Annotated in this window: 26 protein-coding genes and 1 pseudogene; 5 read left to right on the forward strand and 22 right to left on the reverse strand. The window is 72.5% G+C overall.

Translation table 11 applies throughout. The annotated features are described in order from the left end of the window. Nucleotides 1–1783 (reverse strand): DEAD/DEAH box helicase (locus ABD207_RS19765; protein ID WP_344014428.1); only part of this gene is annotated, 1783 nt, incomplete at its 3' end. A 286-nt stretch (nt 1784–2069) separates the two neighbouring features. Here ABD207_RS19765 and ABD207_RS19770 point away from each other — a divergent pair. Beyond that, the gene (locus tag ABD207_RS19770) at nt 2070–3356 is read left to right on the forward strand and encodes a phosphatase PAP2 family protein (RefSeq protein WP_344014500.1); all 1287 of its coding nucleotides are present in this window, start codon (nt 2070–2072) and stop codon (nt 3354–3356) included. A gap of 117 nt (nt 3357–3473) precedes the next feature. On the opposite strand, the pseudogene ABD207_RS19775 reads toward ABD207_RS19770, so the two are convergent. Further along, a pseudogene (locus ABD207_RS19775) lies at nt 3474–3680 on the reverse strand (BTAD domain-containing putative transcriptional regulator); the annotation flags it as partial. Between ABD207_RS19775 and ABD207_RS19780 the strand changes: the two are divergent. Beyond that, nucleotides 3622–4335 carry a serine hydrolase domain-containing protein gene (locus ABD207_RS19780; protein ID WP_344014429.1) on the forward strand — a complete coding sequence of 238 codons (714 nt, stop codon included), beginning with the start codon at nt 3622–3624 and terminating at the stop codon, nt 4333–4335. The pseudogene ABD207_RS19775 and the gene ABD207_RS19780 sit on opposite strands and share 59 nt — an antisense overlap. Before the next feature lie 9 nt (nt 4336–4344). Then, a complete protein-coding gene (locus ABD207_RS19785; protein WP_344014430.1) occupies nt 4345–5100 on the forward strand; it encodes an SDR family NAD(P)-dependent oxidoreductase in 756 nt (251 codons plus the stop codon). 59 nt (nt 5101–5159) lie between these two features. On the opposite strand, the gene ABD207_RS19790 is transcribed toward ABD207_RS19785, so the two are convergent. The 5 genes from ABD207_RS19790 to ABD207_RS19810 all read right to left on the reverse strand — a co-directional run bounded on the left by ABD207_RS19790 (nt 5160) and on the right by ABD207_RS19810 (nt 9094). Beyond that, entirely contained in the window at nt 5160–5717 is a 558-nt protein-coding gene (locus tag ABD207_RS19790) for a class I SAM-dependent methyltransferase (RefSeq protein ID WP_344014431.1), read from the reverse strand. A gap of 76 nt (nt 5718–5793) precedes the next feature. Further along, complete coding sequence (locus ABD207_RS19795) at nt 5794–6237, reverse strand: ester cyclase (protein WP_344014432.1); 444 nt, start codon at nt 6235–6237, stop codon at nt 5794–5796. Then, nucleotides 6234–7352, reverse strand: a complete 1119-nt coding sequence (locus tag ABD207_RS19800) for a zinc-binding dehydrogenase (RefSeq protein WP_344014433.1) — start codon at nt 7350–7352, stop codon at nt 6234–6236. The genes ABD207_RS19795 and ABD207_RS19800 overlap by 4 nt, the downstream gene beginning before the upstream one ends. After that, nucleotides 7349–8176, reverse strand: coding sequence for an NAD(P)H-binding protein (locus tag ABD207_RS19805; protein WP_425580758.1), 828 nt, complete (start codon nt 8174–8176; stop codon nt 7349–7351). The genes ABD207_RS19800 and ABD207_RS19805 overlap by 4 nt, the downstream gene beginning before the upstream one ends. A gap of 159 nt (nt 8177–8335) precedes the next feature. Then, the gene (locus tag ABD207_RS19810; protein ID WP_344014435.1) at nt 8336–9094 is read right to left on the reverse strand and encodes a TetR/AcrR family transcriptional regulator; all 759 of its coding nucleotides are present in this window, start codon (nt 9092–9094) and stop codon (nt 8336–8338) included. 144 nt (nt 9095–9238) lie between these two features. Here ABD207_RS19810 and ABD207_RS19815 point away from each other — a divergent pair, with 144 nt between their 5' ends. Beyond that, nucleotides 9239–9832, forward strand: a complete 594-nt coding sequence (locus tag ABD207_RS19815; protein WP_344014436.1) for a DUF2269 domain-containing protein — start codon at nt 9239–9241, stop codon at nt 9830–9832. A gap of 157 nt (nt 9833–9989) precedes the next feature. Here the strand turns inward: ABD207_RS19815 and ABD207_RS19820 are convergent, their stop codons facing one another. The 11 genes from ABD207_RS19820 to ABD207_RS19870 all read right to left on the reverse strand — a co-directional run bounded on the left by ABD207_RS19820 (nt 9990) and on the right by ABD207_RS19870 (nt 21739). Then, nucleotides 9990–10682, reverse strand: a complete 693-nt coding sequence (locus tag ABD207_RS19820) for a beta/alpha barrel domain-containing protein (protein WP_344014437.1) — start codon at nt 10680–10682, stop codon at nt 9990–9992. Further along, nucleotides 10679–11347, reverse strand: a complete 669-nt coding sequence (locus tag ABD207_RS19825) for a phosphoribosylanthranilate isomerase (RefSeq protein WP_344014438.1) — start codon at nt 11345–11347, stop codon at nt 10679–10681. The genes ABD207_RS19820 and ABD207_RS19825 overlap by 4 nt, the downstream gene beginning before the upstream one ends. Next, nucleotides 11347–12042 carry a transglutaminase-like domain-containing protein gene (locus tag ABD207_RS19830; protein WP_344014439.1) on the reverse strand — a complete coding sequence of 232 codons (696 nt, stop codon included), beginning with the start codon at nt 12040–12042 and terminating at the stop codon, nt 11347–11349. The genes ABD207_RS19825 and ABD207_RS19830 overlap by 1 nt, the downstream gene beginning before the upstream one ends. A 43-nt stretch (nt 12043–12085) precedes the next feature. Then, nucleotides 12086–13225: an acyl-CoA dehydrogenase family protein gene (locus ABD207_RS19835; protein ID WP_344014440.1), complete on the reverse strand. Its 1140-nt coding sequence runs from the start codon at nt 13223–13225 to the stop codon at nt 12086–12088. Further along, nucleotides 13225–13599 carry an ectoine synthase gene (locus ABD207_RS19840; RefSeq protein WP_344014441.1) on the reverse strand — a complete coding sequence of 125 codons (375 nt, stop codon included), beginning with the start codon at nt 13597–13599 and terminating at the stop codon, nt 13225–13227. Before ABD207_RS19840 ends, ABD207_RS19835 begins: the two co-directional genes overlap by 1 nt. Beyond that, nucleotides 13596–14507, reverse strand: a complete 912-nt coding sequence (gene trpA, locus ABD207_RS19845) for a tryptophan synthase subunit alpha (protein WP_344014442.1) — start codon at nt 14505–14507, stop codon at nt 13596–13598. Before trpA ends, ABD207_RS19840 begins: the two co-directional genes overlap by 4 nt. Beyond that, nucleotides 14500–15534, reverse strand: coding sequence for an anthranilate phosphoribosyltransferase (locus ABD207_RS19850; RefSeq protein WP_344014443.1), 1035 nt, complete (start codon nt 15532–15534; stop codon nt 14500–14502). The genes trpA and ABD207_RS19850 overlap by 8 nt, the downstream gene beginning before the upstream one ends. Before the next feature lie 2 nt (nt 15535–15536). Next, nucleotides 15537–15800 carry an acyl carrier protein gene (locus tag ABD207_RS19855; protein WP_344014444.1) on the reverse strand — a complete coding sequence of 88 codons (264 nt, stop codon included), beginning with the start codon at nt 15798–15800 and terminating at the stop codon, nt 15537–15539. Between the two features lie 25 nt (nt 15801–15825). Next, on the reverse strand, nt 15826–17313 hold the full coding sequence (locus ABD207_RS19860; protein ID WP_344014445.1) for an AMP-binding protein: 1488 nt from the start codon (nt 17311–17313) through the stop codon (nt 15826–15828). Between the two features lie 287 nt (nt 17314–17600). Next, complete coding sequence (locus tag ABD207_RS19865) at nt 17601–18929, reverse strand: SWIM zinc finger family protein (RefSeq protein ID WP_344014446.1); 1329 nt, start codon at nt 18927–18929, stop codon at nt 17601–17603. Continuing rightward, nucleotides 18926–21739: a DEAD/DEAH box helicase gene (locus ABD207_RS19870; RefSeq protein WP_344014447.1), complete on the reverse strand. Its 2814-nt coding sequence runs from the start codon at nt 21737–21739 to the stop codon at nt 18926–18928. Before ABD207_RS19870 ends, ABD207_RS19865 begins: the two co-directional genes overlap by 4 nt. 110 nt (nt 21740–21849) lie before the next feature. On the opposite strand from ABD207_RS19870, the gene ABD207_RS19875 reads away from it, so the two are divergent. Beyond that, nucleotides 21850–22143 (forward strand): antibiotic biosynthesis monooxygenase family protein, encoded by a 294-nt coding sequence (locus tag ABD207_RS19875; RefSeq protein WP_344014448.1) that lies wholly within the window; start codon nt 21850–21852, stop codon nt 22141–22143. A 67-nt stretch (nt 22144–22210) separates the two neighbouring features. Here the strand turns inward: ABD207_RS19875 and ABD207_RS19880 are convergent, their stop codons facing one another. From ABD207_RS19880 to ABD207_RS19895, 4 genes are all read right to left on the reverse strand, one after another. Then, on the reverse strand, nt 22211–23854 hold the full coding sequence (locus tag ABD207_RS19880; RefSeq protein WP_344014449.1) for an FAD-binding oxidoreductase: 1644 nt from the start codon (nt 23852–23854) through the stop codon (nt 22211–22213). Between the two features lie 49 nt (nt 23855–23903). Then, entirely contained in the window at nt 23904–24164 is a 261-nt protein-coding gene (locus ABD207_RS19885; RefSeq protein WP_344014450.1) for an acyl carrier protein, read from the reverse strand. A 119-nt stretch (nt 24165–24283) separates the two neighbouring features. Next, on the reverse strand, nt 24284–25534 hold the full coding sequence (locus ABD207_RS19890; protein WP_344014451.1) for a ketosynthase chain-length factor: 1251 nt from the start codon (nt 25532–25534) through the stop codon (nt 24284–24286). Continuing rightward, entirely contained in the window at nt 25531–26796 is a 1266-nt protein-coding gene (locus tag ABD207_RS19895; RefSeq protein ID WP_344014452.1) for a beta-ketoacyl-[acyl-carrier-protein] synthase family protein, read from the reverse strand. Before ABD207_RS19895 ends, ABD207_RS19890 begins: the two co-directional genes overlap by 4 nt. Nucleotides 26797–26977 lie beyond the last annotated feature (181 nt).

A 26977-nucleotide genomic window follows, 5' to 3' on the forward strand; every position in this document is an offset into this window, starting at 1 on the left:
CTCCGCCCGCACCGCCCGGGCCGCCGGCGGAGCCGCCTGCGTCCCCTTCCGTCAACGCCCGCCGGACGGCGGCGAGTACGTCCCGGAAGTACGAGAACACCACCACCTTGAGCCCGTTCTCGGCGGCCTCGTCCACGAGTTCCCGCAGCCGCTGCAGCTTCGCCGACTTCTCCGGGTCGGCGTAGGCGGCCCGGCGCATCGCCATGAAGTTCCCCTCGGCGACCGCCGCGCGGTAGGCGTCCTCGTCGGCCGCGCTGAACTCCTCCCACTCGTCGACCTGGAGCAGCGCGGGCAGCTCGGTGAGCACGTCCTGCTGGTTGCGGCGCAGATAGGCGGGCGCGACCGAGGCCCGGAAGGCCTGCGGCCCGGCGACCGCGTCGGTGCGCCGCACCGAGGGGACCAGGTCGGGCCGCACGTGCCGCAGCAGCGCCCGGAACTCCTCGACCCGGTTCTCCATCGGGGTGCCGGTCAGGAACAGCACCCGCTCGCAGTGACCGGACCACACCGCCACCGAGCGGGCACGGCGGGTCTCCGGGTTCTTGACGTAGTGCGCCTCGTCGACGACCAGCAGGGCCGGCCGGGTGCCGCCGCCGTCCTCGGGGGCGGGCAGGGCGCGCAGCATGTCGAAGGTGGTGACGGCGACACCGCCGCGCTCGCACCACTCGGCGTACGCGTCCTGCCGCTGCGGGCCGTGCAGGGCGAGCGCGCGCAGGGTGCTGCGGGAGCGGATCTCGCGGGTCCAGTTGATCAGCACGCCGGCCGGGCACACCACCAGGAAGTGGCTGTGCCCCTCGGCCGCCAGATGGGCGAGGACCGCGATGGCCTGCACGGTCTTGCCGAGCCCCATCTCGTCGCCGAGGATCACCCGGCGCTGGGCCAGCGCGAAACGGGCGCCGAAGGACTGGTAGCCGCGCAGCGAGACCCGGCGGTGGGTGTCGTCGAGCGGCTGGGCGTGCACCCGCTCGACCACCTCCGAGGGCAGGAAGCCCTCGCTCGCCGCCACGTCGGTGCGGTGCTCGGAGACCTCGGCGAGCTGGCTGTAGTACTCGGCGGAGCGCAGCTCGAAGCCGACCCAGGCCTCGATCTCGTCGGCGGGCGGGCGCAGCAGATCGGTGGTCGTCTGGGCGAGCAGCAGCGGCAGGTCGCGGCGGCGGGCGTCGGCCATCATCTCCTGCAGCTCGGCGACCGCGGCCAGCGCACGCTCGCGCCGCTTGCGCCCCGTGAACAGCATCCGCAGCCGCCCGGAGGCGGGCCGGGCGGCCGGCAGCAGCTCGCCCAGCCGCCTCTCGAGCCGCTCGGCGGCGTCCAGGGCGCGGCGCAGCTCGGGCCCCGCCTCCACCAGGCGGTGCAGCGCGGCGACCAGGGCGGTGGTGCGCGGCTCGGGGTGGTCCACGTCGATGCGGACGGAGACGGTCTCGCCGACCGCGCGGGCGATCTGGCGGGCGGCTGCCAGCGCACGGTCGGCCGTCTGCTCCCCCACCCCGGGCAGCTGCCGCAGCTCGTACCGGCCGGCCTCATACACCGCACGCACGGTCGTCAGCCCCGCCGCCTCGAGCGCGCCGAGCCGCAGCCGCCCCTCGGTGGCGTCCCTGAGCCGGGCGACGGGGATGAGCTCCAGCTCCTCGGCGACCAGCTCCTCCTTGAGCGGGGCCAGCGCGGAACGCACGGCGTCCAGGGCGCGCTCGTGCTCCTCCCGCAGCGCACGGGCCGCCGCATGCAGCGGCCCGGCCTGCGCGCACACCTCCCGCGCCGCCCGCCCGGACTGCACCCCGTCGCTCGCCATCACACCCCCACCCCGCCGGGAACCCTTTGCTCGGCTTACTCGACTTGTTCGACTTGCTCGGCGAGGGGTCATCCTGGCACGCGCCACCGACAGCGCGGACGAGTACGGCCGCTCCGGTCTCGCAGGCCCGGCCCGGGGTTTCTCACGGCCGTCCCTCCGGACGACTCCAGCCCCGCTCGGCCGCCCCGTAGCATGTTCGAACCCACGGCCATCGGCGGATCACTTGTTCTTCACGGGGGCGTAACAATTGAAAACGACACGAACCCGGATATGCACGCCGCGCGTGCTGCTGTGGACCACGGCAGGCGCGGCAGCCCTCGCGTTCCTCGTCGCGCTCGAATGCGCCGCCCGCCGCTACGGCCAGGCCGGACCGCTGACCCATCAGGTGCGGGAGCTGTTCCTCCCGCCCAAGTCGGGCCCCCGTCTCTACGCCGGGCTCGCCCTGACCATGGTGGTGCTCACCTGGCGGCAGCGGCTGATCGCGGTCGGCACCGCCGTCGGCATCGACCTTGCCTTCGTCCTGGTGCGCTGGGCCACCGGCGCCGGCCTGAGCTTCGGCAACGGTGCGCTGTGGGTGATCGTGGGCTGCGCGGTCATCGCCCTCACCCGCAGGACCGGCGCCGAACGCGTGCTGCTGCTCAAGGGCGTGGGTCTTGGGCTGCTGCTGATGGCCGGGCAGAAGGCCGGGGACGCCTGGCTGCTCATCACCTCCAAGACCCGTCCCACCGTGCTCGACGAGTACGTCCTCGTCGCCGACCACGCCCTGGGCGACCCGTCCTGGCTGGCCGGCCGGCTGGTCGAGCTCACCGACCCGGTGAGCACCCACCTCCTGCATCTCATCTACGGCCAGCTCCCGCTGGCCGGTGCCCTCGTCGCGCTCTACCAGCTGCGCAACGTGGCCGTGGAGCGCCGCTTCCCGCGCCACCACCTGATACGCACCTTCCTGGTGATCGGCCTGATCGGCCCGGCCATCTACATGATGTTCCCGGTCGTCGGGCCCGTGTTCGCCTTCGGCGCCGAAGGCGGCGCCTGGGCCACGGCCCACCTGTGGCCGGACACGCTCCCGTCCGTGGAGCTCCCCCGGCCGATGCCGTTCGACGAGATCACCCCGCGCAACTGCATGCCCAGCCTGCACACGGCCTGGGCCGTCGCCCTGTTCATCCACACCCGCGCCGGCTCCCGCTGGATGCGCTTCGCCGGCACCTTCTGGCTGATCGGCACCCTGAGCGCGACACTCGGCTTCGGCTACCACTACGGCGCGGACCTCGTCGCCGGGGTCGTCTTCGTCCTCACCATCGACGCCGCCATGCGCGCGAGCGCCCGCACCTGGATCCGCTCCGACGCCCTCCTGGTCGCCCACGGCACGCTGACCTTCACCGCCCTCGTCCTCTCCTACCGCTGGCTGCCGGTCCCCATGTCCGAGCACCCGTGGATCGCAGGCCCCCTGATGATCCTGGCGATGCTCTCGGTGATCTACGGCTACCTGCGCCTCACGGCAGCCGGGAAGCGGGAAGCCACCCCGGGCGTGCCACCCGGCCCGCACACGAACGAGGCGCGACCGGAACTCGTGTGACGTCCGGCGACGGCACCGCGCTCGTCATGCCGTCGCCGGACGCGAAGAGGCCGCCCTGCCGCCTCCCCGGACACGGCCGGGACGGCGGCAGGACGGCGCGGGAAGCGGGTGGGTGGTTCAGGCGGCGTACAGGTCGAAGGTCGAGCCGTGCCGCTCGCTGGTGAAGACGTCGAGCCGCGGGTCCACGGTGAGGATCGCCTGGTGGAGCCGCTGAAGCTGGGGGGACGGCTCCACCCCCAGCTCCTCGATCAGCCGGGTCCGCAGCTTGCGGTTCGCCGACTCGTTCCAGAAGCCCGGCGACCGGTTCCTGCGCGACCGGTACAAGCACTACGAGCCGGAGGACCTGATCGCCATCGCGGCCGGCAAGCCGCTGGAGTTCGAGCCGGGGACCGAGTTCGCCTACTGCAACACCAACTACTTCATCATCGGCCTGCTCATCAAGAAGGTGACCGGCCGCTCCTACCGCGACGAGATCCGCGAACGCGTCCTGGAACCGATCGGGCTGACCCGGACCACACTGCCGGGCGACGACCCGGAGATCCCGGAGCCGCATGCCCGCGGGTACATGCGCATCGCCGGCCGGACCGAGGACGTCACGCTGATGAACCCGTCCGAGGCAGGCTGTGCGGGCGAGATCATCTCCACGACGGCCGACCTCGACCGGTTCCTGGTCGCGCTGTTCGGCGGCGAGTTGCTCGGCGAGGCGGAGTTCCAGCAGATGACCACTCCGCTGCCTCGCGAGATGATCAGGGACCTGCCCATGGGCATCGGTTACGGCCTGGGGCTGATGAAGCTCCAGAACGACAAGAACATGGACCTGTGGGGTCATGGTGCGGGCATCCCGGGGTACGCCACGTTCGCGGCGACCACGCCGGACCTGTCGATCCGGGTGCAGCTGTCGATCACGCTGGATGCGGACTTCGGCAAGGAGGCCGAGCAGGCCGTCATCCGGGGCGTGAACACCGCGGTCTGCTTCTGAGGCGGCGGCATGGACTCCACCGTGGACAAGGCCGTCGTCATCACCGGCGGCGGAACGGGGATCGGCGCCGCGACAGCCCGGGCGTTCCACGCGGCCGGGGCGCAGGTGCTGATCGTCGGCCGCTCGCCGGCGACGTTGCGGGAGACCGCCGGCGGACACGACAGGATGCGTCACCTCGTCGCGGACGTGTGCGACCCGGACGCGCCCGAGGAGATCGTCGCGACCGCCCTGCGGGAGTTCGGGCGCATCGACGTCCTGGTCAACAACGCGGCCATGACCCGCTTCGCGGCCCTCGAGAACCTCGACCGGTCGGCGGCCGAACAGCAGCTGGCCACGAATCTGCTCGCCCCGCTCTTTCTGACCCAGCGTGCGCTGGACGCCCTGGAGGCGGCGCGTGGCACGGTGGTGAACGTCGGCTCGGCCGGAGCGCTCGGCCGGCGTGCCTGGCCGGAGAACTCGGTGTACGGCATGGCCAAGGCCGCGCTCGACTTCCTCACCCGCACCTGGGCGGTGGAACTCGCCTCGCGCGGCATCCGCTGCGTCGGGATCGCCCCTGGCGTCGTCGACACCGGTGTCGGGGCGCGGGCGGGCATGCCGAGTGAGGCCTATGAGGCGTTTCTCGCCGAGATGGCCGGGCGGATCCCGTCCGGCCGGGTCGGCCACCCGGACGACATCGCCTGGTGGATCGTGCAGCTGACCCGGCCGGAGGCCGGGTACGCCAACGGCGCCGTCCTCGCGGTGGACGGTGCGCTCTCCGTGACCTGACACGGCATGGCGCGCAGAGGGGCGGAGGGCCGCTGCCGGACCCTCCGCCCCTTTCGTCGTCAGCGGGCGACAGCCGCGGTCACGAACCGGACCGGTACATCGATCAGCACCGGGCCGTCGCCGTCGCGCAGCGCGTCGAGGGCTTCGACGAGACGGGCCCGCAGCGCCGCCGCCTCGGCCTCGGGCAGGTGCTGCCACAGCAGCCGCATGCCCTGGGTGTGCGACCAGTCGACCCATGCCCGGCCGGACTCCGCCGTCATCGGCACCGGTTCGTCGGCTATCTCCACGTCGGTGAACCCGGCCTGCTCCATCGCCGCCGTGAGGTCGGCCGGGTCCTCCAGCCAGGAGTGCAGTTGCCGCTGCAACTGCTCCGGGTGCCACGACTCGGGCAGATGGCGGAGCAGCGACAGCGGAATCCACTCCGTGAACGCCGGCGGCAGGAAGGGGAAGGTGTCCCGGGTGAAGACCGGGCTGGTGAAACCGATCCGGCCCCCGTCGGCCAGCAGTTCGGCGTAGCGGGCGAGTGCGGCCCGGGCGTCGGGCAGGAAGATGACGCTGTAGCTGCCGAGCACAAGGTCGAAGGACGCGGCCGGCAGATCCGGGTGCTCGCCGTCCATGACCCGTAGCTCGACGTTGTCGATGCCCTGCCGGGCGGCCTCGGCGCGTGCTTCGAGACGGCCCGTACCGCCGTGCTCACAGCACGTCCGCGGGCACGAGGTCCAGCTCCTTGAGCATCGGCAGGTAGTTGAAGACGTCGTAGTGCTCGATGACCTGCCCTGCCTCGTTGAAGCGCAGTTCCTCCAGCATGTACCAGGTCACCTTGCGGCCGGTCGGGGCCTTCCCCTGGAACTCGCCCTGGTGGCTGGCCGTCACGGTGATGCGGAGGCAGACGCGGTCCTGCTCGGCGACGATGCTCTTGACGTCCAGGTGCAGATCGGGGAAGGCGGCGAGGCCGCTCTCCATGGCCTTGATCATGGCCTCGGAGGAGACCGGACGGTCCTCGGAGAAGTGCTTGATGTCCGGGGCCCAGTGCTTGATGATGCCCTCCAGCTCCCAGCGGTTCCAGCTCGCGACCATGGAGAGGGCGAGTTCCTTGTTGCGCTCCTGGGCGGACTGCTCGGTCAGGGTGGCGCTCATGTGCGGTGTCCTTTCGCAGAGTCGGGATCGAAAGCGGACGGTTCGTCAGGAAGCAGGACGTGCTTGCCGACGGTGCTGCCGTGCAGGAGGGCGCGTACGGCGACGGGGGCGTCCTCCAGCCGGTGGCGGCCGGCGATCTCGGGCCGGAGCACTCCGTCGGCCACCAGCTCGTACAGGGCGGCGAGATCCGCGTTGAAGTCCGCGCCGGGCTTGACGTAGTACATCGACATGCGCCGGCCACGGGTCAGCCCCAGGTGCCGGGCCGCCCAGCGCCGGACGGTGCGGCGCAGAGCCGATACGTGCGGGCGGAACCACTGACCCGGCCGGTATCCGGCGACGGAGGAGTCGTAGGAGACCAGCGCGCCGCCGTCGGCGAGCATGGCCCAGCTGTCGTCGAGGCCGCGCCCGCCGATGTGGTCGAACACCGCCTGGACGCCGCCGGGTGCCAGCTCCCTGACGACGCCGGGCAGACCTGGCGTCCGGTAGTCGAGGGGCTCCGCGCCCAGTGCGCGGACCGCGTCGTGCTTGGCAGGTGACGCGGTGCCGATGACCCGCAGGCCGTGGTGCACGGCGAGCTGGGTGAGCAGTGTGCCCACGCCACCGCTGGCACCGTGCACCAGGACCGTGTCCCCGGGCCGCACACCGGCCAGCCGGTGGAGCATCTGCCAGGCGGTCACCCCGTTGGTGACCAGAGCCACGGCGACGGCCGCGTCCAGGTCCTCGGGGACGGTGGCGAGGGTCTTGGCGGGCGTCTCGACGTACCGCTGCCAGGCGCCGTGCCGGGGCATGGCCGCCACGCGGTCACCGACCCGCCGGCCGGTGACGCCGGGACCGACCTCGATGACCCGTCCCACCAGGTCGTAGCCCGGAACGAAGGGGAAGGCGGGTGGGAAGGGGTGCAGGTGCTGGAGCATCTGCACCTCCGCGTAGGAGACACCCGCTGCCTCGACCCGGACGACGACCTTGCCGCGTCCGGCGACCGGGCGCTCGCCCGTGCCGGGGACGAGGCGCTCTTCGGGCTCTCCGCTGCCGGTCAGACGGACGAAGAGGTTGGCGCCGTCCGCCCCCGCACCGGACGATGCCCGGGCGTCGGGGCCGGGGGCCGGGGCGGTCACGCGTCCGCCCTTTCGCGGTCGGCGCCGAAGTCGGCGGCGTGATCGGCGGCCCACTGGGCGAAGGTCCGGGCGGGCCGGCCGGTGATCCGCTCGACGGTGTCCAGCGGGACCGGCGGATGGGCGACGGCGTCCGCGAGATAGCGCAGCACCATCTCGACGACGGGTGCGGGCATGACCCTGCCCATGACCTCACGCGCCTGATCGGGGGTGATCTCCTCGAAGGCGACGGGCCGGCCGATGGCCTCGGCGATCGTTCGGACCTGTTCGGTCTGGCTGATCGCCTCCGGTCCGGTGAGCACGTACGCCTGCCCGAGGTGACCGTTCTCCAGCAGCGCCGCCACGGCGACGTCGGCGACGTCCGCCTCGTGGACCAGCACCCGCCGGGCCTCGCCGTACGGTGCCCTGGCCACGGCCTCCTCGCGGATGGACCGGCCCCATTTCCACAGCACGTTGGTGGCGAACTCATCGGGCCGCACGAAGGTCCACTCGATGCCGGACTCCTCCACGGCACGCTCCACGGCGCGGTGGTACGCGCCGCTGTGGTTGTCCTCGGAGGCGTCGAGCACGGACGACGAGGAGAGGACGACGATCCGGCGTACACCGGCCTGGCGGGCGGCGGCCACCACCTCGCGGGCGGTCTCCGGCACCGGGAAGAGGTAGAGGCTCTCGACGCCGCGCAGAGCGGTGTCGAGGGTCCCCGGGTGCCGCAGGTCGCCCTGGTACGTCTCGACCTCTTCCGGCAGTGCCGCGGCGGCGGGACTCCGGGTCAGCGCCCGCACCCGTACGCCCGCGGAGACCAGCCCGCGCACCACATGACGGCCCACGGATCCCGTCGCTCCTGTCACCAGAACTGTCACGCCTGCTCCGCCCTGTCGGCCTCAGCCCTGTGAGGCGTTCCATCCGTTGCGGCACCAGGGTGGAAAACCGGGCTGGAGGAGCCTTCGAGGCTCGCTGGAGGCGGAGCGGCCGCGGGTCGCGGCCGGTCAGGGGCGCTCGGCGGCGCGTCGGGCGATGCGCTCCTCGATGCCGTCCAGGACGCGCTGGAGGCCGTACTCGAAGCCGCGGTCGGGTCCGAGTCCCTCGCCGGGCTCCTCGAAGACTCCGGACCGCCAGACCTGGGTGAGGTTCGGGAAGCGTTCGGCGGAGATCATCGTCTCCAGCAGCGGGCCGGTCTTCTCGTACCACTCGTCGTAGCTCAGGCCGGCCCGGCGCACGTCGTGATCGGCGTCCGCCAGCTGCTGGGCCGCACCGCGCACATAGCCGTTGACGAGATGGACGATGGCGACCATCTCCCGCTCCTCCAGCCCGGTTCCGGTGAGCGCGCCGAGGACGCCGTCCCACATGGCCGTCTCGTTGGGCCCCATCAGCATCCGCGACGACACCAGCGGCGGCACCCAGGGATGGCGCCGGGCGATGTCCATGCTGCCGCGGGCGTAGCGTTCGAGCGCGGCCCGCCAGCCGCCGGCGTCGCGCAGCGAGGGTGCCTCGCCCAGGACTTCGTCGAGCATGCAGTTGATGAGTTCGGCGCGGCCCGGCACATAGGTGTAGAGGGACATGGCGGACACGCCGAGGGGTTCGGCGACCTTGCGCATCGACAGCGCGTCCAGTCCTTCGGCGTCGGCGATGGAGACGGCCGTCCGCACGATGCGGTCGACCGTCAGGCCCTGCCGCGGTCCGCGTGCCGGGCGCGTCGGCTCCTGCTCCTTCCGCCACAGCAGCGCCAGCGCGCGGGCCGGGTCCATCCGGCCGTTTCCTCTAGCCATTCGGTCTCCGACCTCGCCTCGGCAGCGTAACCCTGTACGCTGTAATGAGTTTCTCTGTACGCTGTAAAGAGTTTAGCTGCCGTACCGGTACGCCCCCAGCCGAGCAGAAAGCGAGGCATCACCTTGTCCGCTCCCGTCCCCGCAGCGACCGCCGACAAGGGCAGGGCCGGCACGCCCCGTAAACAGTCCCGGAAGAAGTTCGAACTCAGCCGCAGAGCGCGGAAGCTGACGCTCGCCATCCACGTGGTGACGTCCGTCGGCTGGGTGGGTCTGTCGCTCTCCATGGCCGTGTTGGCGATCATGGGGTACACCACGGACGACGCCGCTGTGGCCAAGGGCGTCTACTACGCGATGTACGTCTTCGACGACACCAGCGTCACGGTCTTCAGCGTGGCAGCCGCGATCACGGGCATCGTGCTCTCCTGCGGAACCAAGTGGGGTCTGCTGCTGCACTGGTGGATCGTCGTCAAGTGGGTCATCACCCTGTTCATGACGATCTTCGCCTGGTTCGTCATCCACCCCATCGTCATGACGGCGACCGAGCGGACGGCCGACGTCGGCGACGGCCCGCCGGACCCGGGCTGGGCGGCGGACTTCCTGCTGTGGAGCGTCCCCGTACTGTTCGCCCTGCTCACCGTCGCTGCGGTGGTCTCCGTCTACAAGCCCTGGGGCCGCACCGCACGCGGCCGCCGGGCCCAGCCCGGCCGGGGCCGCTGAGACGTCACGGCGACGGCGCGGACCGACCCGCCTCCGCTCCCCCGTCACAACGGGCCCGGCACGGCCGCCGATCGCGGGGCGGGTCGCGACACACGCGTCACACACGCGTGCGGCCGGCCGGGCGGTCCGGACGTCCCCCGGCCGGGGCCGGACCGTCTCAAGGCACGCGGCGCGCGGCGTCGAACGCCGAGCACCAGGCCTCCACGCTCGGCGCCCGCAGCAGGCCCGTGCCGATCAGCAGGCCGGCGAAGCCCGCGTCGACCAGCCCGGCCGCCGCTTCGGGGTCGGTGATCCCGCCGGCGCTGACCGGGCAGCGGGTGCCGGTGGCCCGCACCGCGGGCAGCAGTGCCGGGCCGCGGGGCTCGGCGGGCAGGCGTTCCCGGGTGGCAATGTCCTTGTTGTTGACCGCGACCACGCAGTCGGAGCCACGAGCCACGGCGGCCGCGTCCGTCTCGTCGGCGACCTCCACGAACGGGGTCAGGCCCAGGTCCAGGGCGTGGTCGGTCAGCCCCGCGAGGACCGGCGCGGGCAGCAGCTTCGCGGTCAGCAGCACGGCCGAGGCACCCAGCTCGCGACTGCGCTCCAGCTGCCGTCTGCTGATGAGGAAGTCCTTGCGGAGCAGCGGCAGATCGGTCCGGGCCGCCACCTCGCTCAGCAGCTCCTCGGTGCCACCGAACCAGCGCCCGGTGACGACCGAGATGCAGGGCGCGCCCGCAGCCTCGAACCGCTCCACCGTCTCGGCCACGCTCCGGCCGCCCAGCAGCTCCCGGCCGTCGGCGTCCCGCAGCTTGACCTCCATGATCAGCGGTCGCGCTGCCCTGACCAGCGCCCTGGCGAAGTCCCCGTTCATGTGCTCCTCCATGTGTCTGCCACGGCCGCCGCGCGGCCGGCGCACAGCAGCCCGTCCTCGCCGCGCGCCGCCGAGTCCACGTCGATGCCGAGGAACCGGGGATGGGCGCGCGTCCTGGTGAAGTCCCCGCTGTTGCCACCGTGCAGACCGCCGGCCAACAGGAACGGCAGCCGGATGCGCTCCGCCAGCCGCCGCACGGCCGCGTCCCGCAGCGGCTCGCCGGTACTGCCGATCCGCCCGTCAGCGGCCGCCGTGTCCAGCAGGAACCAGTCGGCGCCGGCCCGCTCGTAGGCGTCGGTCAGCCGGTCCTCCAGACACGCGGCGCCCCGCAGATGAAGTGCCTTGATGATGGTCAGACCGGCCGGCCCGTGCCGGCGCAGCGCGCGCACCGTGCCCGGCGTCTGAAAACCGTGCAGTTGCACGTACGGCACACGAGCCGTGCGCACCGCCCGCAGCAGTTCCCCGGGATCGGAGGAGAAGGTGACGAGCACCGGTGCGAGCCGCCCGGTGCCGCGGGCCGTCTCGGACAACGCGGTGAGCCGGGCGGCCGTCAGCTCCGACCGGCCGCCCGGCACCCGGTACCACAGGCCGACCAGATCGGCCCCTGCCGCCGCCAGGCCGGTCACCTCCCCGGCGGTGGTGGCACCACAGAACTTGACGAGCACTATCCGGCAGCCGAGGTCCCGGCCTCCTGCACCAGCGACCCGTCGGTGAACCCGGTGCCGTCCGCGCTCAGCAGCCCCGGGTGCGCCGACCTCAGCTCGGCGACGATCCGGTCGTAGGGCAGGTCGTCGAACTCGCCGTGGTGACGGAGGAACTCCATGTGCTTGCGGCCCTTCAGATCGAAGGGGTGGTACATGCTGTCCGCCGTGCCGTCGAACTCCAGCGGCAGCAGTCCGTACAGCCGGCACAGCGTCCGGTTGAACACCGGTGTCGCCTTGACCCATCGCCCCTCGAGGAGGACGGAGGTGAAGCAGTGCATGTGGAAGACGTCGCCACCGAGCAGTCGCTTGAGCCGCTCGGAGGCCAGGTGGTTGCGTACGTCGGCGAGGGCGAGCCGCGCCGGGATGCCGAGCGAGCGCAGCCCGGCCACGTACAGCACCGACTTGTGCAGGCACATGCCCGAGCCCGAGCGGGTCACCGCGCTGGCCCGCAGGCCCGCTCGGGACAGATCCGCCTCGTACACCTCGTAGCGGATGGAGTCACGTACCGCGTAGTAGAGAGCCACCGCCCGCGCGGTCGGTGTGGTGGCCGTCGCCGGCACCGCTTCGGCGACGAAATCCCGGACCTCGGGTGTCTCGTGGTCGAGGAAGGCGGTGGCCTGCAATGTGCCGGGGTCCTCACTGTACTGGGTGGTCACGGTGGACTTGCTCCTCTGGTCGAAAGGCTCGGCGGGCGGCCGGTCACAGGCCGAGCAGGGCGGCGATGCGATTGCGCTGGATCTCCGACGTGCCCGAGTAGACGGTCGAGGCGACCGAGTTGCGCAGCTCGGCCTCGATGCCGTACTCGGTCAGGTAGCCGTTGCCGCCGAAGATCTGCACGGCGGCGAGGGCGGAGGCGACGTTCGCCTCACTGGTGACGAGCTTGGTCATGGCGATGTCCCGGGTGACATTGGCACCGGCGGCCATCCGCTCGGCGGTGCCGTACAGCCAGCGACGGGCGGTCTCCACACCGATCTCCATGTCGACGATCCGGTGGGAGACGGCCTGGTTGCTGCCGATCGGCCGGCCGAACTGAGTGCGGGTACGCGCGTACTCGATGCAGCGGTCGACCCGGTGGCGCATCTCCCCCGCGTGGACGGCGAAGGAACAGAGGATCTCCCAGCGCATGACGTGATCGAGCACCAGGAAGCCGCCGTTGACGCGCCCCACGACGTGCGAGGCGGGGACCCGGCACTCGTTCAGATAGAGCTCGCACAGCGGGGAGGTGCGCAGCCCCATCTTCGCCACCGGGGCCCCGAACTCCAGCCCGGGCGTGCCGCGTTCCAGCAGGAAGGCCGTCACGCCGAGCGGGCCGGGCCGGTCATCGGTGCGGGCGTAGACCGTGATCAGGTCGGCGACCGGCCCGTTGCTGACGAAGGCCTTGCTTCCGCTGAGCACGAAGTCGTCGCCGTCCCTCACCGCCCTCGTCCGCATCGCCAGCGCATCCGAGCCGCTGTCCGGCTCGCTGATGGCATGCGCGCCGATCACCTCACCGGAGCAGATCCCCGGCAGCCACCGCCGCTTGAGCTCCTGCGAGCCGAAGCGCTGCAAGGGGACGCCGGTGCTGACCATGTGCGTGCAGACCGAGAAGTTCAGCCCCGCGTCCCGGCAGCCCTCGCCGAGCGCTTCCAGGACGTACATGGTGGTCGGCAGGGACTGGCCGAGACCGCCCCACTCCTCGTCGAAGGGGAGGGCGAGGACGCCGGCCGCGGCCACGGTCCGGAAGCTGTCGTACGGGAAGGCGGCGGCCGCGTCCCGCTCCCGGACACCGGCGTTGAGCTTCTCCAGCCAGGGCGCCAGACCGTCGCGCAGCGCCCGCTGTTCCGCGGTCCAGTCGATCATCAGTAGTAGGAGTAGCCGGCCGAGTCGAGATCGTGGCGCTCGTCCCCGCGCAGCGCGGGGCTGAACACGCACACCAGGCGCAGGTCCTCCTCCGGATGCGCGACCAGCCAGTGCGGATCGTTCTGGTCCAGCGCGTAGAGCGTGCCGGGGGTGACCTGATGGACCGTGCCGTCGGTGTCGACGACCTCTCCGCTGCCCGCTATGCAGTAGCAGCTCTCCAGGTGATTGCGGTACTCCAGGCGGGACTTGGTCCCCGCACGCACGATGGTGTCGGTGACGGTGTAGCCGACGCCGTCGGCCTCGGTGAGGAACCTGCGGCTGAGACCGTTGCCCCAGTCGACACAGGTGACCTCGTCGAGCTTGCGGACGATCATGATCGGATTCCTTTCTCGTGTCCGTCGGTCGCCGGGGCGGGCCCGGGGGCACGCAGTTCCCGTACGAAGCGGCGCAGCTCCTCGACGGGGTCCCGCCCGGCGACGCGGGCCTGTTCCATACGGGCCACCCCGGCGCTGCCGACCACCACGGCCTCGGCGCCCAGCTCCGCCAGGAGCGCGACGTCGCCGGCCGTACGGACTCCGAAGCCGACGGCCACGGGGACCGATGCGGTGGAGCGCAGGGTGGCGATCACGGCCCCGAGCCGCTCCCGGTCCCATGCGGCCGAGGTTCCGCTGCGGCCGTAGTGGGCAACCAGGTACAGGTAGGCGGAGGCGTGATCAGCGGCGTCGGCCACGACGTCGGGGCCGGAGGCGGCGTAGCAGGTCGTGACGAGTGGCAGTCCGGCCCGGTGCACGGCCTCGTAGTGAGCCAGGCGGAACCGGGGCGGCACGCCGTGCAGCAGCAGGCCGTCGCAACCGGCGTCGCGTACGGCGGCGGCGAAGTCGCCGGGGTCCGTGCCCCGCACCGTGTGGCTCCAGTCCGCGAGCAGCGCGATCCGCAGCCCGCTCAGTCCGGGCCGGACGGCCGCCACGGCGTCCAGCACGGCGCTCGGCGTCACCCCGGTGGCCAGGGCCCGGGCGGCCGAGGCCCGGACGACCGGTCCGTCCGTGGGCGAGTCGGGAAACGGGACGGCCAGTTCGACGCAGTCGACCCCGCTCTCGTCAAGCATGGCCAGCAGGTCGGGCAGTACGGCCAGCGGAGGATCCCCGGCGTTGAGAAACACCGCGAGACCGGGTCGGCCCGGCACCCGGCGTCCGAAGAACGGCGATCGGGTCGACCTGGTTCCGGGCGACGGCACCGGGGATGCCGCGGCGACCGACGGCCCGGCCCCGGCGGGCTCAGACATGCGCGCTCACTTCTTCCGCGCGCAGCCTGGCGAGCAGATCGAGGGCCCAGCCGCCGCGCAGTACGTCACGGGCGGCGTCCAGCGCGGCCCGCCAGTCGCCGGTGAGGCGTCCCGCCACTGCGAGTGCTGCGGCGTTCAGGCACACGGTCTCGGCGGCCGCCGGGGCACCCCGGCCGGACAGCACCTCGCGGAAGAACGCCACCGCGTCACCACGCGGACGCAGCTCGTCCAGCGAACCGGAACGCAGTTCGAGCCGGGCGGGATCGAGCACGAACTCGTCCTCGGCCGCACCCTCATAGGTGTGCACCCGGTTCGGTGCGAAGCTCAGGAGCTCGTCGGCGCCCAGATCGTTGACGCAGAGCCACACGCAGCGGCCGCTCCCCCGGGCCACATGCGCCGCAGCCTGCCGCAGCCCCTCCGCCAGACGCGCGTCCGCGACGCCGGTGAGCTGTGCCGCGACCGGCATGTCGGCGAGCAGCGGGCCCAGGGCGTTGACGAAGCGGCCCAGCTTCCTGACGTCCAGTGGCAGCACGCTGCGGCCGAGCAGCGACAGTTCGACCGGGTAGACGAAGCTTCCGGCGAAGGCGATGCCGTGCCGCTCCAGGCAGTCGTGCGTCTCCTCGTACGAGGACGACAGCGGAACCCCGAGCCGTTCCAGCAGGTCGACCGAGCCCAGTGTGCCGGTGTAGGCGCGGGAGCCGGTCTTGACGACCCGGACCCCCATGGCGGCGGCGACCAGGGCCGCCGCCGTGGAGATGTTGAAGGTGTCCGGTCCTCCGCCGGTGCCCACGATGTTGACCGCGGTGCCGAGATGGCCCGACCCGACGGCCGGGCGGCGCTCGGCCAGCGAGTCCAGCATCGCGGTCAGGGTCTCGCGGTCGGGCATCCGGGTGGACAGGGAGGCGAGCAGGGCCACCGTCTCCCCTCGCTGGAGTCCACCGTCGTGGAGCCGGTCCCAGAACGATCGCCAGACCGGCAGATCCACCGGCCGTTCCTGCCGGATCAAGGCGGCGACGGCGTCATGCATGGTCAGCCGATCTCCGTCCGCTGCGGCGACGCGTGAGTGATGAACGCGTCGATGGCCGCCACGGACCGGAAGGACTCCGGCCGCAGGTCGACCTGGTCCGTGTCGATGCCGTACCGGTCCTCGATCCAGGCGATCACCTTGAGCAGCCCGAGGCTGTCGATCACCCCGAGCTCCAGCAGGTCGGCTTCGGCGTCCAGCTCCGCCGCGGGCACGTCCGGCATGAACTCCGCGACGACGAACTCCTTGATGGACTGGGCATAGCGCATGTCAGCTCTCCTCGCTGATGGATCGTCAGGCCGCGGTGCGGTGTTGTCGGACGGCACGGTCACGATCGACCTTTCCGGTGCTGGTCCGAGGCAGCGGATCGTCGGTGATCAGCAGCGTCGAGGGGATGGCGGCCCGGGCCAGCCCGCGAGCCAGATGCCCTCTCAGGACCAGGCTGTTGAGCCCCGAGCCGGGTGCGCGGCGGGCGACGGCGTGCAGGGTGTGGCCGGCCACCGGGTCGGGCAGCGCCACCACGGCCGCTTCGGTGATGTCGGGGTGGGCCAGGAGCCGGTGCTCGGCCTCCTGCGGATTGACCCGCACTCCGCGGACCTTGACCTGAAAGTCCTTGCGGCCCACCAGGGTGAGCGCGCCGTCCGCCGACCGGCTCACGAGGTCACCGGTACGGAACCAGCGCCGGCCGTCCGCCCGTTCCGGGTGCTCGACGAACCCGCCGGAGCCGTCCGCCGGGCCGAGGTAGCCCTCGCTCTGGAACGGTGTGGTGACATAGAGCTCGCCGGTGCCGGGTCCGTCCAGAACCGCGCCGTCGCCCGTGACGAGCAGGGCGTCCACGCCGGGCAGCGGCTCGCCCAGCGGCAGCGGACGTCCGGCATCCGGTGCTCCGCGCACCTCGTACAGGAAGCTGTCGTTGGTCTCGGTGCAGCCGTAGAGGTTGTACAGCCGCGCTTCGGGCAGCACCGACGGCAGCCGGGCCAGGAGCGCGCCGGGCATGGCGTCCCCGGTGATGACGGCGTGCCGGACGGACGGGAGCGTGCGGTCCTTTTCGCGGGCGGCGTCGGTGAGCAGCCGGTAGAACATCGGCACCGCCTGGACCACCTCGGGCCGTTCCCGTGCGACGAGCTCCAGCAGGGCACGGCCCCGGGTGGCACGGTCGGGATCGACCAGGACGACCCGGCCGCCGCGGGCCAGCGTCGTCCAGACCTCCAGCAGGCACAGGTCGAAGTTCAAGGGCGCGTAGTTGAGCACCGCCGTGCCGGTGGTGATCCCGAAGGCCCGGCCGGCCCAGGCCGTGAAGCGGTCCAGCGCCGCAGCGCCCAGCGGAACGATCTTGGGCGTGCCCGTGGAGCCCGAAGTGGTGAGCAGCAGCAGGGTGTCGCCGGGCAACGGGTGTGCCCCGTCGCCCGTGGCCGTCGCCGCCGGCGGCTTTCCGGCCGCCAGGACATGACACACGCCGGCCTGCCCGTACAGCGCGTCCAGGACCTCCTCGCCGAGCGTGGGGGAAGGCAGCAGCAGCGGCCGGCGGTCCAGCAGGCAGGCCAGGATCAGCGCCAGGGTGCGCGGCGACTTGACCGCGGGCAGGGCCAGCGGCTCACCGGCCGGCAGGCCGGCGAGGCGTTCCCGCTCCAGCATCGCCCGGCGCACCAGGGCGCCGTAGCTGACCGTGTGGTCCCGCCAGGTCAGTGCGACGGCCTCCGGAGACCGCCGGGCGTGCTCCACGACCGCGTCGACGAACGCGGCTGTCGATGTGGCGGCGACCGACGTGGGGCTGCTGTCCACGAGTGATCCCTCCGCTCCTGGTTCGCCGAACTCGTTGATCCCGATGGTGGTTTCGTCACCTGGAGGATCGTTCGAGCCTCGCTGTACGGTGTGCGGCGCGATGGGCGGGTGTTTCCCCGCCGCGTGTGTCGCAGAGGGTGCGGAGCCGCCGGCGATCGGCGTGGGCGAGGCGCGGAGCACGAGGACGGCCGGTTGGGGCCCCGGTGCGGGGCCCCAACCGGCCGTCCTCGATCTGTCCCGGACAGGGCGTCATGTCGTGCCGTCGGCGCCCCGGGACGTGAATCGCCCTAGCCGCCGAGGAGTTCGCTCAGGACCGGGCCGGGCTCGTGGGCCGGTGGGCCCGCCGGCCACCAGACGCCGGACCGCTCCTGGTACGGGTACCAGCGGCCGTCCCGCCCGTAGCGCAGCTGCACACCCCGGCCGGCCACGGTCCAGTGATTGCCGTGCACGACCAGTTCGGGCAGTTCGTCCTCCTCCCAGCCCGCCGTGAGCGCCGCGCGTACCCGCGCGACGTCCGCCGCCGGGGGTTCCCAGGACTGTTCCAGGACGTCGAGTCCTGCGCTGTCGCCGGTCCGCCAGGCCTCGACCGCCCGGTCCAGTTCTTCGGGGCGTCCGCAGCCGGCCCGCAGCCGGGCCCGCACCCCCGGGTGGGGGTGGGTGGCGGCGATCCGCACGGTGTCCTGCCACAGGTCCAGCGGCCGTGGCGGCTCTGCGGCCAGCCCCAAGGTGTAGGCGAGCAGCCGGCGGGCGCGCACAGCCGCGTCGGCCACCAGACGTTCCAGCGGATCCGCCTCGATGCCGGCAACGGGCTCCGGTGCCTCCTGCGGCGGTTCGGGCAGGGCCGGAAGCGGCGGCAGCGGAGCGACGGGACGGGCATACGTATCGGTCACGGAGATCCCCTGCGGCTCTCGCAGGGCCTCGGCAGCCGGGCGGTTGGTGTCCGGCCCGGCGTCCTCGTGCGCCTGTTCCTGGGCGCCGTTGGTCTCCTCGTCCTCGGCCTCATCGGTTTCCCCGGCGTCGCCGGTCATGGCCCGCAGGAGGAGAACCGACTTCAGCTCGTCCAGTGCCTCGTCCCAGGCACGGCCGCGGACCAGCAGCAGGATCTGCGGTTCCTCGTCGAGCAGCCAGGAGAACTGGTAGCCGAGCGCGACCGCGTGCACGCAGGGGTGTTCAGGCTCGTCGCAGTCGCAGTCCGGCTCCAGCTCGCCGTAGCCGGGCAGGACGCCCAGCCTGGCGTCCTCGGCTGCCTCCAGCAGATCCGGGGGCAGTTCCCCGGCCAGCACGGCCTCGGTCTCCGCCGGCCGGTCCGCGGTCTTCTCCCAGAGCGCGTCCCACTGGTCGTCGTCCAGCTCCGGGATCAGCAGGCCGACGGGGAAAGGCTCGTCCTCACCGGCGTACACCAGCGCCGCGATGCGGCCCGGGCTGACCGTGACCGGGCCGATCCGCCCGGAGCGTGCGAAGGCCCGCCCCTTCTTCAGAGGCTCCTCCTCGGGCCAGGTGTCCTCCATCGCCTCGACCCAGGCCTTGCCCCACCAGGACTGCCCGCGGGCCCGGCCGCCCTTGCGGGCCGGGAAGGCGGCGAAACCCCTGGCCCTGACGTCGTGTTCCTCGCTCACTGCGCGCTCCTCAGCTCGACCAGGTTCGCCAGCTCGTCGTTCCCGAGCCGGCTCAGCGCCTGCTCACCACTGCCGATGACGGCGTCCGCCAGCTCCTTCTTGGACTCCAGCAGCGCCGCGATCCGGTCCTCGACCGTGCCCTCCGCGATCAGCCGGTGCACCTGCACGGGCCGGTCCTGCCCGATGCGGTACGCCCGGTCCGTGGCCTGTGCCTCGACGGCCGGGTTCCACCAGCGGTCGTAGTGCACCACGTGGTCGGCCCGGGTCAGGTTGAGACCGGTACCGGCCGCCTTCAACGACAGCAGGAAGACGGGCACTTCGCCCCTCTGGAAGCGGCTCACCATCTCCTCGCGCCGTGCCACCGGCGTCCCGCCGTGCAGCAGCTGGGCGGGGATGCCGCGTTCCTCGAGGTGGCGCTCCAGCAGCCTCGCCATGGCGACGTACTGGGTGAAGACGAGCGCCGCCCCGTCCTCGGTCAGGATCGTGTCCAGCAGTTCGTCCAGCAGGGCCAGCTTGCCGGAGCGACCGGAGAGCTTCGCGTTCTCCTCCTTGAGGAACTGCGCCGGGTGGTTGCAGATCTGCTTGAGCCCGGTGAGCAGCTTCAGCACCAGGCCACTGCGGGCGATCCCCTCGGTCGACCTGATCTGCGCCATCACGGCGCGCACCTGCTCCTCGTAGAGGGCCGCCTGCTCGGCGGTGAGCGCGACCGGACGGTCGGTCTCGGTCTTGGGCGGCAGCTCGGGCGCCACGCCCGGGTCGGATTTGCGGCGGCGCAGCAGGAAGGGCCGTACCAGACCGGCCAGACGCGCCGCGGTCGGGGAGCCCTCGCCGGTGTCCCGTTCGGCGTCGATCGGGGCGATCCAGCGGCGGCGGAAGCGGGCGTGGGTGCCGAGGAGTCCAGGAGTGGTCCAGTCGAGGACGGCCCACAGCTCGGACAGGCTGTTCTCGACGGGCGTGCCGGTGAGCGCGACCCGGGCGCCGGCGGGGATCTGCCGGAGCGCCTTCGCGGTGGCGGAGGAGGGGTTCTTGACGTGCTGGGCCTCGTCGGCGACCACCATGCCCCAGGAGTGCCGGCCGAGCCGCTCGGCGTCGAGGCGCATCGTGCCGTAGGTCGTCAGGACGAACCCGCTGTCCGCTCCCTCGAGCGTGCGGCCGGGGCCGTGGAAGCGGCGTACGGCCGTGCCCGGAGCGAATGTGCGGATCTCCCGCTCCCAGTTGCCGAGCAGCGACGCCGGGCACACCACGAGGGTGGGGCCGACGCTGCCCTCGTGCTCCTGGCGGTGCAGATGCAGCGCGATGAGCTGGATCGTCTTGCCCAGACCCATGTCGTCGGCGAGACAGCCGCCGAGGCCGAGCGAGGTCATCCGGGCCAGCCAGCCCAGGCCGCGGAGCTGGTAGTCGCGCAGGGTCGCGGCGAGTGCCTCGGGCGGTTCGACCGCCGTCTCCCCGTCGATGCCGGCGAGCAGCGAGCGCAGGGCGTCCAGCCAGGGGCCGTCGGCGACGGGCACCTGCTCGCCGCCGATCTCCGCAAACCCGGTCAGTGCCACGGCCAGCGACTCCATGGCGGTGAGCGAGCCCAGCCTGCGTTCACCGATCTTCCTCGCGAGCGCGGGGCCGACGAACACCCAGCGCCCGCGCACCCGCACCACCGGGCGGTTCGCCTCGGCGACGGCCAGCGTCTCCTCCTCGGTGAGCGGGTCGCCGTCGAAGCACAGCTGCCAGCGCAGGTCGACGGTGCCGTCACCGCCCAGCACCGAGCGCAGGTCCGTGGGCGGGGTGCGGTCGCCACCGAGCACGGCCCGGGCGGTCAGCAGGTGCTCCGCCTCCTCGGGCCACTGCACGTCGATGCCGTGCGCCCGCAGCCGGGCGGCGGCGCCGCCGAGCAGGTCGCCGAACTCCTCGTCGTCGAGGTCGAGGTGGCGCGGCACCGGCAGCAGCCGCGACAGCGGGTCCCACACCCCCGCGGCGCGCCGAATGGCACGTACGGTCTCGGCCTGGGCGCGCGGGCCCAGCGTGTGGCTCGCTCCGTCGAAGAGTTCCGCGGCGGTCAGCGAGGCGGTGGGGTCGGCGAGGTCGGAGACGAGCGGGACGATGCGTCCGGTTGGTTCGCCGTCCTTGTCGTGGACGAGCCGCACGGCCAGGCCGACCCGCACGCCCGTGTCGATCCCGACGGCGATCTCCTCCGCCCAGGCCCGCAGCTGCGGCACGTGCTGGGGCGGCACCGCGGCGAACGCGGCGCGCCCGGTGGCCGCCTCTGCGGCGGGGGTGCGCGGCAGGGTGTCGGCGACGGCGTCGAGGAAGGCGCGCACCGCCCGGCCCGGCTCGGGCAGCAGGGCCTGGCCGGGAACGGGTAGGGCCAGCGCCTCGGGTGGCGCGGCGGCGGCCAGTTCCCGCAGCCGCAGAATGTCATCGGGGTCGAGCGGACCGACCCGCCAGGCGTCGTACCCGCCGGCCGACACGCCGGGCAACAGCCGCTCGCGAGCGGCCAGATGGAGCGCGAGTGCGGCGGCAGCCCCCCAGAACGCGGCCGTGGGATGGACGACGCCACCGGGCTCACCGCCGTAGCGGCGCCGGGCCAGGGCGAGAACCGGCAGGGCGTCGGCCACCGGCAGCCACCGCACCGCGTGGGTGGATAAGCCGTCCGCGGTCGCGAGTTCGGCGTCCGCCGTCACGCCGCAGGGCACATCCGGCGGGCCGGATCCGTCCGGATCCCAGAATGCCAGCCGTCCGGTACGGGCCGGGTCGCCCGGTTCGAAGGCGACCGCACAGCGCGCCAGCAGCCCGGCGTCCTCACGCGCAATCCACACCATTGCTCCCGCTTCCTCGGTTTCTCGTCATCGGCCCATCCACGTTCCACGGCTTCTCTAGCGCCGTGTGCGACGGTGACCGGCATCGGCTGTGTCCCCGGAAGGAACTCTCCGTGATCACACTAATCAATCGGTTCGAAGTCACCGGCGCGATCGAGGAGTTCGAGCGCGCCTTCGACCGGACCTCGGCGTTCTTCGCCGCCCAGCCCGGTTTCGTCCGCCATCGGCTGCTGCGGCCGCTGGACGGGCAGGGCCACTTCGTCAACGTGGCCGACTGGGAGGACGAACCGTCCTTCCGCCGGGCGCTCGAGCAGCCGGAGTTCGCCGAGCACCGCGCCGCGCTGCGTGCGCTCAGCACCAGTGACCCCCAGCTGTACACACCGCTTCTGGAACGCCTGCCGTCCTGAACGGCAGGCACGGCGAGGAGGGGCGGCACACGGTGTGCCGCCCCTTCCTCGTCGTGCGTTCCCGCGGTCAGGCGGGCCTCACCCCCAGCGCGTGACCGAAGATTCCGCACGGGTCGTAGGTGGCCTTGATCCGCTGGAGCCGCGGGTAGTTGTCCTTGTAGTAGAGGCGGTGCCACGGCACGCCCGAGGTGTTCCAGTCGGCGTCGGCCATGTCCAGGTCCGGGTAGTTGATGTAGCAGCCGTCGCTGTTGCGGCCCGGTACGGGCACGCCCCCGGTGGCGGCGAACACATCGCGGTACAGACGGCGCAGCCAGCCGATGTTCTCGGCGTCGGCCCGCTCGTCCTGCCAGACGTTCATGAAGATGACGTTGATGACCGCCTGGCGGTGCGGGTAGGCGGTGTCCGAGGAGCACAGGGAGTTGATCCGGCCGCCGAAGGACTGGAGCGACACATGCGCCGCCTCGCTGCTGTGCTCGGCGCTGTCGAGATGCCGGTACAGGGAGTCCGTCTGATCGTCGGAGAACGCGCGGCGCAGATATGCGGACTTGATCTTCTGCCGGCCCTTCTCGTGGTCCTGGGACTCGGCGAGCGCGACCGTGGCGGTCAGCCAGGGGTCGCGGGCCACCTCGGTGATGTGGGGGGTGACGCCGACGCCCTCCGTGACGGCCGCCACGTACCGCTTCAGAAGTTTCTCGGCATCGGGGTGGTCGCCGTCGACGTGGGCGAAGCTGACGGCGCTCTGTCCAGGATCGTTCTCCTTGAGCCGGCTCAGCAGCACCAGGCCGCCGTACAGCCCGGCGTACGGGGAGTCCGCATCGCTGTGGCGCTCGTGCCACAGGCCGAAGTTCCGCACCAGCCGGCGGAACGCCAAGCGGTCCATGCCTTCGCGCGGGTACATCACGGCGTTGGAGACGATGGTCGCGGGCGGACGCGGCAGCAGGCCTGCCGGGTCGTCCCCGGTGGCGCCCGGGGAACGGAACCAGTAGCGGGTCACCACTCCGACGTTGCCTCCGCCGCCGCCCGTGTGGGCCCACCACAGCTCCCGGTGCGGGTCCGAGGGCCTGCGGGTGGCCACCACGGCACGGGCCCGGCCCCGCGCGTCCGCGACCACCACCTCCACCGCGTACAGGTGGTCCGCGGCGACGCCGAAACGGCGGGAGAGTGCCCCGTAACCGCCGCCGGCGACATGCCCGCCCATGGCCACGGTCGCGCTCGCCCCGCCGGGCAGCGTGACTCCCCACACGTCGTGCAGCTTCCGGTAGACGTCCATCAGCCGCGCACCGGCCTCCACCATGAAGGCACGCATCCGGGGGTCGTAGGAGACGGCGTTCATCTCCCCGAGGTCGATCACCAGCCGCACGGCGGGGTCGCCCACGAAGTTCTCGTAGCAGTGTCCGCCGCTGCGCACCGCGACGCGCCGACCGGAACGGGCCGCCTCACCGACGGCCCGGACGACGTCCTCGGTGGTGGAGGCGACGCGGAACGCAGCCGGGCGCGCGGTGAACCGCTTGTTGACGCCCCGGGTCGCCAGCTCCTCGTAGCGGGGGTCGCCCGGTGTGATGTCGCCGCCACCGGGGGGCCCGGCCCGCCCGGTGCCGGAGGTGGCGTCGGCCGCGGCGGCCGAGGCGGGCGCCAACCCCGCCCCGACCAGTCCGGCGACCCCTGCGGTGAACGTGCCGGCGACCAAGCGCCGACGGCTGGGCACTGTCATCCTGGCCCCTTCTCTAGGGATCGGGTGCATGTCGGTGGATCGGTGTGTGTCAGACCGCCTCACGTGCCGCCAGCGCCCGGTTGACCGTCTCCAGGTACTGGCGCGGGGTGGTCGCGTCGAGGGCCTCGTCGAGCGCCACGTCGTGGTCGCGCTCTATGCGGCCGGTGGTCTGGAGCAGCGCAAGCGAGTCGTAGCCGAGGTCGGTGAACGGGACGTCCAGAACGTCGCCGTCCAGGTCGACGCCGTCCGCCTCGCCCGCGCACTCGCGCAACAGGACGGTCAGGTCACTCAGTTCAAGCTGCTTCGTCACGGTGTCTCCTTCGCATGCGGGGCACGCTCGTCGTCGGCCGGAGCGGGCCGGGATGGGTCGGGGGATGAGGCGTCGGACGGCCGTGACGGGGCCGCCGCCGACACGCCCGTGGCGGGACGTCAGTGCGGGGCGCCGACCACCACCGCAGCGTTGAAGCCGCCCCGCCCTCTGGCCAGGACCAGGGCGTTGCGCAGCCGCACGCCACGGCGTGCCGTGCCGGTCACCAGGTCGACAGGGCAGTCGGCAGCGGGCCGCACCACCCCGGACGTGGGCGGGATCACCTGCTCACGCAGTGCGAGCAGCGCCGCCGCGAGGTCCAGCGAGGCGCCTCCGGCCAGCAGTCGCCCGGTGAGGGACTTGGGTGCGGTGACGGGCACCCGGTGGGCGCCGAAGACCTCGGTGAGCGCCTCCGCCTCGGCGCGGTCGGCGGCGCGTTCGCCCGCGGCGTCCGCGAAGACCACGTCGATCTCGCCGGCCGCCACCCCCGCGTCGGCCAGTGCAAGCCGGGCCGCGTCGGCCAGGCGGGGAGCACCCGCGCCGTCGAAGGTGGCCGCGTATCCGCTGATCGATCCGTAGATCCGGGCACCGCGCGCCCGTGCCGCGCCCGCCTCCTCCAGCACCAGCAGGGCGCCGCCCTCGCCGACCACGTGCCCCGACGCCCTGGCGTCGAACGGCAGGTAGGCCAGCTGCGGGTCGTCCGAGGTGCTCAGGCCGCCTCCCGCCAGGTGGGCCGCCCAGCCCCATGGGCACAGCGTGGAATCGACGCCTCCGGTGATCACCAACCGGGTGCCCCGCCGGATCTGTCGCCGGGCCTGGGCGACCGCGTCGAGGCCACCGGCCTGCTCGGTCACCAGGGCAGCACTGGGTCCTCGCAGGCCGTGCCGTATGGAGATCTGGCCCGTGTTCACGGCGTAGAACCAGGCGAACGACTGGTACGCGCTGACGTGCCGGCCGCCCTTGCTCCACAGCGCCTGCAACTCGCGCTGTCCGAACTCGAACCCGCCGGCGGAGCTGGCGGTGACCACGCCCGCGCCGTATTCGGGCAGCTGTGCCGGGTCGACCCCCGCGTCGGCGAGCGCCTCGTCGGCCGCGGCGAGGGACAGCCGGGTCACGCGGTCGGTCTGCGGCAGCAGCCGGCTGGGTACATGCTCCTCGGCGACGAACCCGGGCACCTCACCGACGAGGCGCACCGGATAGCGCGCGGCGTCGAAGCGGGTGACCGGTCGGATGCCGTTCTCGCCGCACAGCACGGCCGCCCCCCAGGCTTTGGTGCCGAGTCCGTTGGGCGCGGCGACCCCGAGCCCGGTGACGACCGCCGTGGCGGTGCCGGTGCCCGTCCGGACGCGGTCGGCAGTCGTGGTCGCGGTCATGCCGCCTCCGCCAGCCGCGGGCGAGTGAGGACCACGGCGCTCTGGAAGCCGCCGAACCCGCTGCCGACGCTGAGCACCGTGTCGGTGCGCCGCTCCCGGGCGGTGAGCGGTGTGTAGTCCAGGTCGCATTCCGGATCCGGCTCGTGCAGGTTGGCCGTGGGAGGAATCGTGTCGTGGGTGATGGCCAGTGCGCTGGCGGCCAGCTCCAGCGAACCGATCGCCCCCAGCGAATGGCCGATCATCGACTTGATGGAGCTGATGGGCACCTCATGGGCGTGGCTGCCGAGGCTGCGCTTGAAGGCGGCCGTCTCGTGCCGGTCGTTCTGTTTGGTGCCCGACCCGTGCGCGTTGATGTAGTCCACGGCGGTGCCGTCGAGGTGTGCTTCGTCCAGCGCCGCCCGGATCGCCTCCGCCATCTCGCGGCCGTCGGCCCGCAGCCCCGTCATGTGGTAGGCGTTGCTGCGGCTGGCGAACCCGGAGATCTCGGCGTACATCCGCGCTCCGCGCCGGCGCGCCCGCTCGAAGTCCTCGAGGACCATGACCGCGGCGCCCTCGCCGAGAACGAAGCCGTTGCGGCTGCGGTCGAAGGGCCGGGAGGCGGTCTCGGGTTCGTCGTTGCGCGGGCTGGTCGCCCTGATGGCGTCGAAGCAGGCGACGGTGATCGGCGAGATCGGGGCGTCCGTGGCTCCGGCCAGCATGACGTCGGCGGTGCCCTCGCGGATCAGCTCCACGGCGTGGCCGATCGCGTCCAGACCCGAGGTGCAGCCGTTGGAGACCAGCGAGACGGGGCCCTGCGCACCGGCGGCGCGGGCCACCTCGGCGGCCAGCGAGCTGGGTACGAAGTAGTCGAAGAGGTGAGGGACGGCCCGGGTGTGGTCGACGGTCCAGTGCCGGCCGCTGTCACTGACGACCGCGTACTCGGCGTCCAGGCTCATGGTGCAGCCGACCGCGCTGCCCAGGCTGACTCCGGTGCGCAACGGGTCGAACTCGCCGTCGACTCCGCTGTCCGCGATCGCCTCTCGCGCACTGACCAGGGCGAATTGCGCCGCCCTGTCGAGACGCCGGGCATCCTCGGCGGAGAAGCCGTGCTCGGCCGGATCGAAGTCGGCCTCGGCGGCGATACGGGAGCGGAACGGGGCGGCGTCGAACAGGGTGATGCCTCTGGTGGCCGTCCGGCCCGCCGTGAGCAGCTCCCAGAACGCCTTGGTGCCCACACCGCCCGGGGCGACGACCCCCATACCGGTTATGACGACCCGTTTCATGGCCTTCCTCACAGTCCTGAGCCTCTGTTGCGTCCTCGGCATCGAGCCTCACTCACCGGACTGGAGGATCACTCGAATCTCCGGCAAACCTCAGAATCCGCATTTCCCGGGACGTCGCCGAACGGCCGGCCCCCGGCCGGGTCTGCCATGTCCTGCGCCGGCGGCCGCACCCCCTGAAGGG

Origin of the sequence: Streptomyces thermospinosisporus, assembly GCF_039526425.1 — a bacterium.
Taxonomy (GTDB): Bacteria; Actinomycetota; Actinomycetes; order Streptomycetales; family Streptomycetaceae; genus Streptomyces; species Streptomyces thermocarboxydovorans.

Coding starts and splice junctions, on each gene's coding strand:
- ABD207_RS19840 (WP_344014441.1), bottom strand. CDS start 13,599: ATGATCGTCCGCAAGCTCGACGAGGTCACCTGTGTCGACTGGGGCAAC.
- trpA (WP_344014442.1), bottom strand. CDS start 14,507: ATGTCTGAGCCCGCCGGGGCCGGGCCGTCGGTCGCCGCGGCATCCCCG.
- ABD207_RS19850 (WP_344014443.1), bottom strand. CDS start 15,534: ATGCATGACGCCGTCGCCGCCTTGATCCGGCAGGAACGGCCGGTGGAT.
- ABD207_RS19855 (WP_344014444.1), bottom strand. CDS start 15,800: ATGCGCTATGCCCAGTCCATCAAGGAGTTCGTCGTCGCGGAGTTCATG.
- ABD207_RS19835 (WP_344014440.1), bottom strand. CDS start 13,225: ATGATCGACTGGACCGCGGAACAGCGGGCGCTGCGCGACGGTCTGGCG.
- ABD207_RS19895 (WP_344014452.1), bottom strand. CDS start 26,796: ATGAAACGGGTCGTCATAACCGGTATGGGGGTCGTCGCCCCGGGCGGT.
- ABD207_RS19820 (WP_344014437.1), bottom strand. CDS start 10,682: ATGAACGGGGACTTCGCCAGGGCGCTGGTCAGGGCAGCGCGACCGCTG.
- ABD207_RS19790 (WP_344014431.1), bottom strand. CDS start 5,717: ATGGACGGCGAGCACCCGGATCTGCCGGCCGCGTCCTTCGACCTTGTG.
- ABD207_RS19795 (WP_344014432.1), bottom strand. CDS start 6,237: ATGAGCGCCACCCTGACCGAGCAGTCCGCCCAGGAGCGCAACAAGGAA.
- ABD207_RS19785 (WP_344014430.1), top strand. CDS start 4,345: ATGGACTCCACCGTGGACAAGGCCGTCGTCATCACCGGCGGCGGAACG.
- ABD207_RS19810 (WP_344014435.1), bottom strand. CDS start 9,094: ATGGACCCGGCCCGCGCGCTGGCGCTGCTGTGGCGGAAGGAGCAGGAG.
- ABD207_RS19880 (WP_344014449.1), bottom strand. CDS start 23,854: ATGACAGTGCCCAGCCGTCGGCGCTTGGTCGCCGGCACGTTCACCGCA.
- ABD207_RS19890 (WP_344014451.1), bottom strand. CDS start 25,534: ATGACCGCGACCACGACTGCCGACCGCGTCCGGACGGGCACCGGCACC.
- ABD207_RS19870 (WP_344014447.1), bottom strand. CDS start 21,739: ATGGTGTGGATTGCGCGTGAGGACGCCGGGCTGCTGGCGCGCTGTGCG.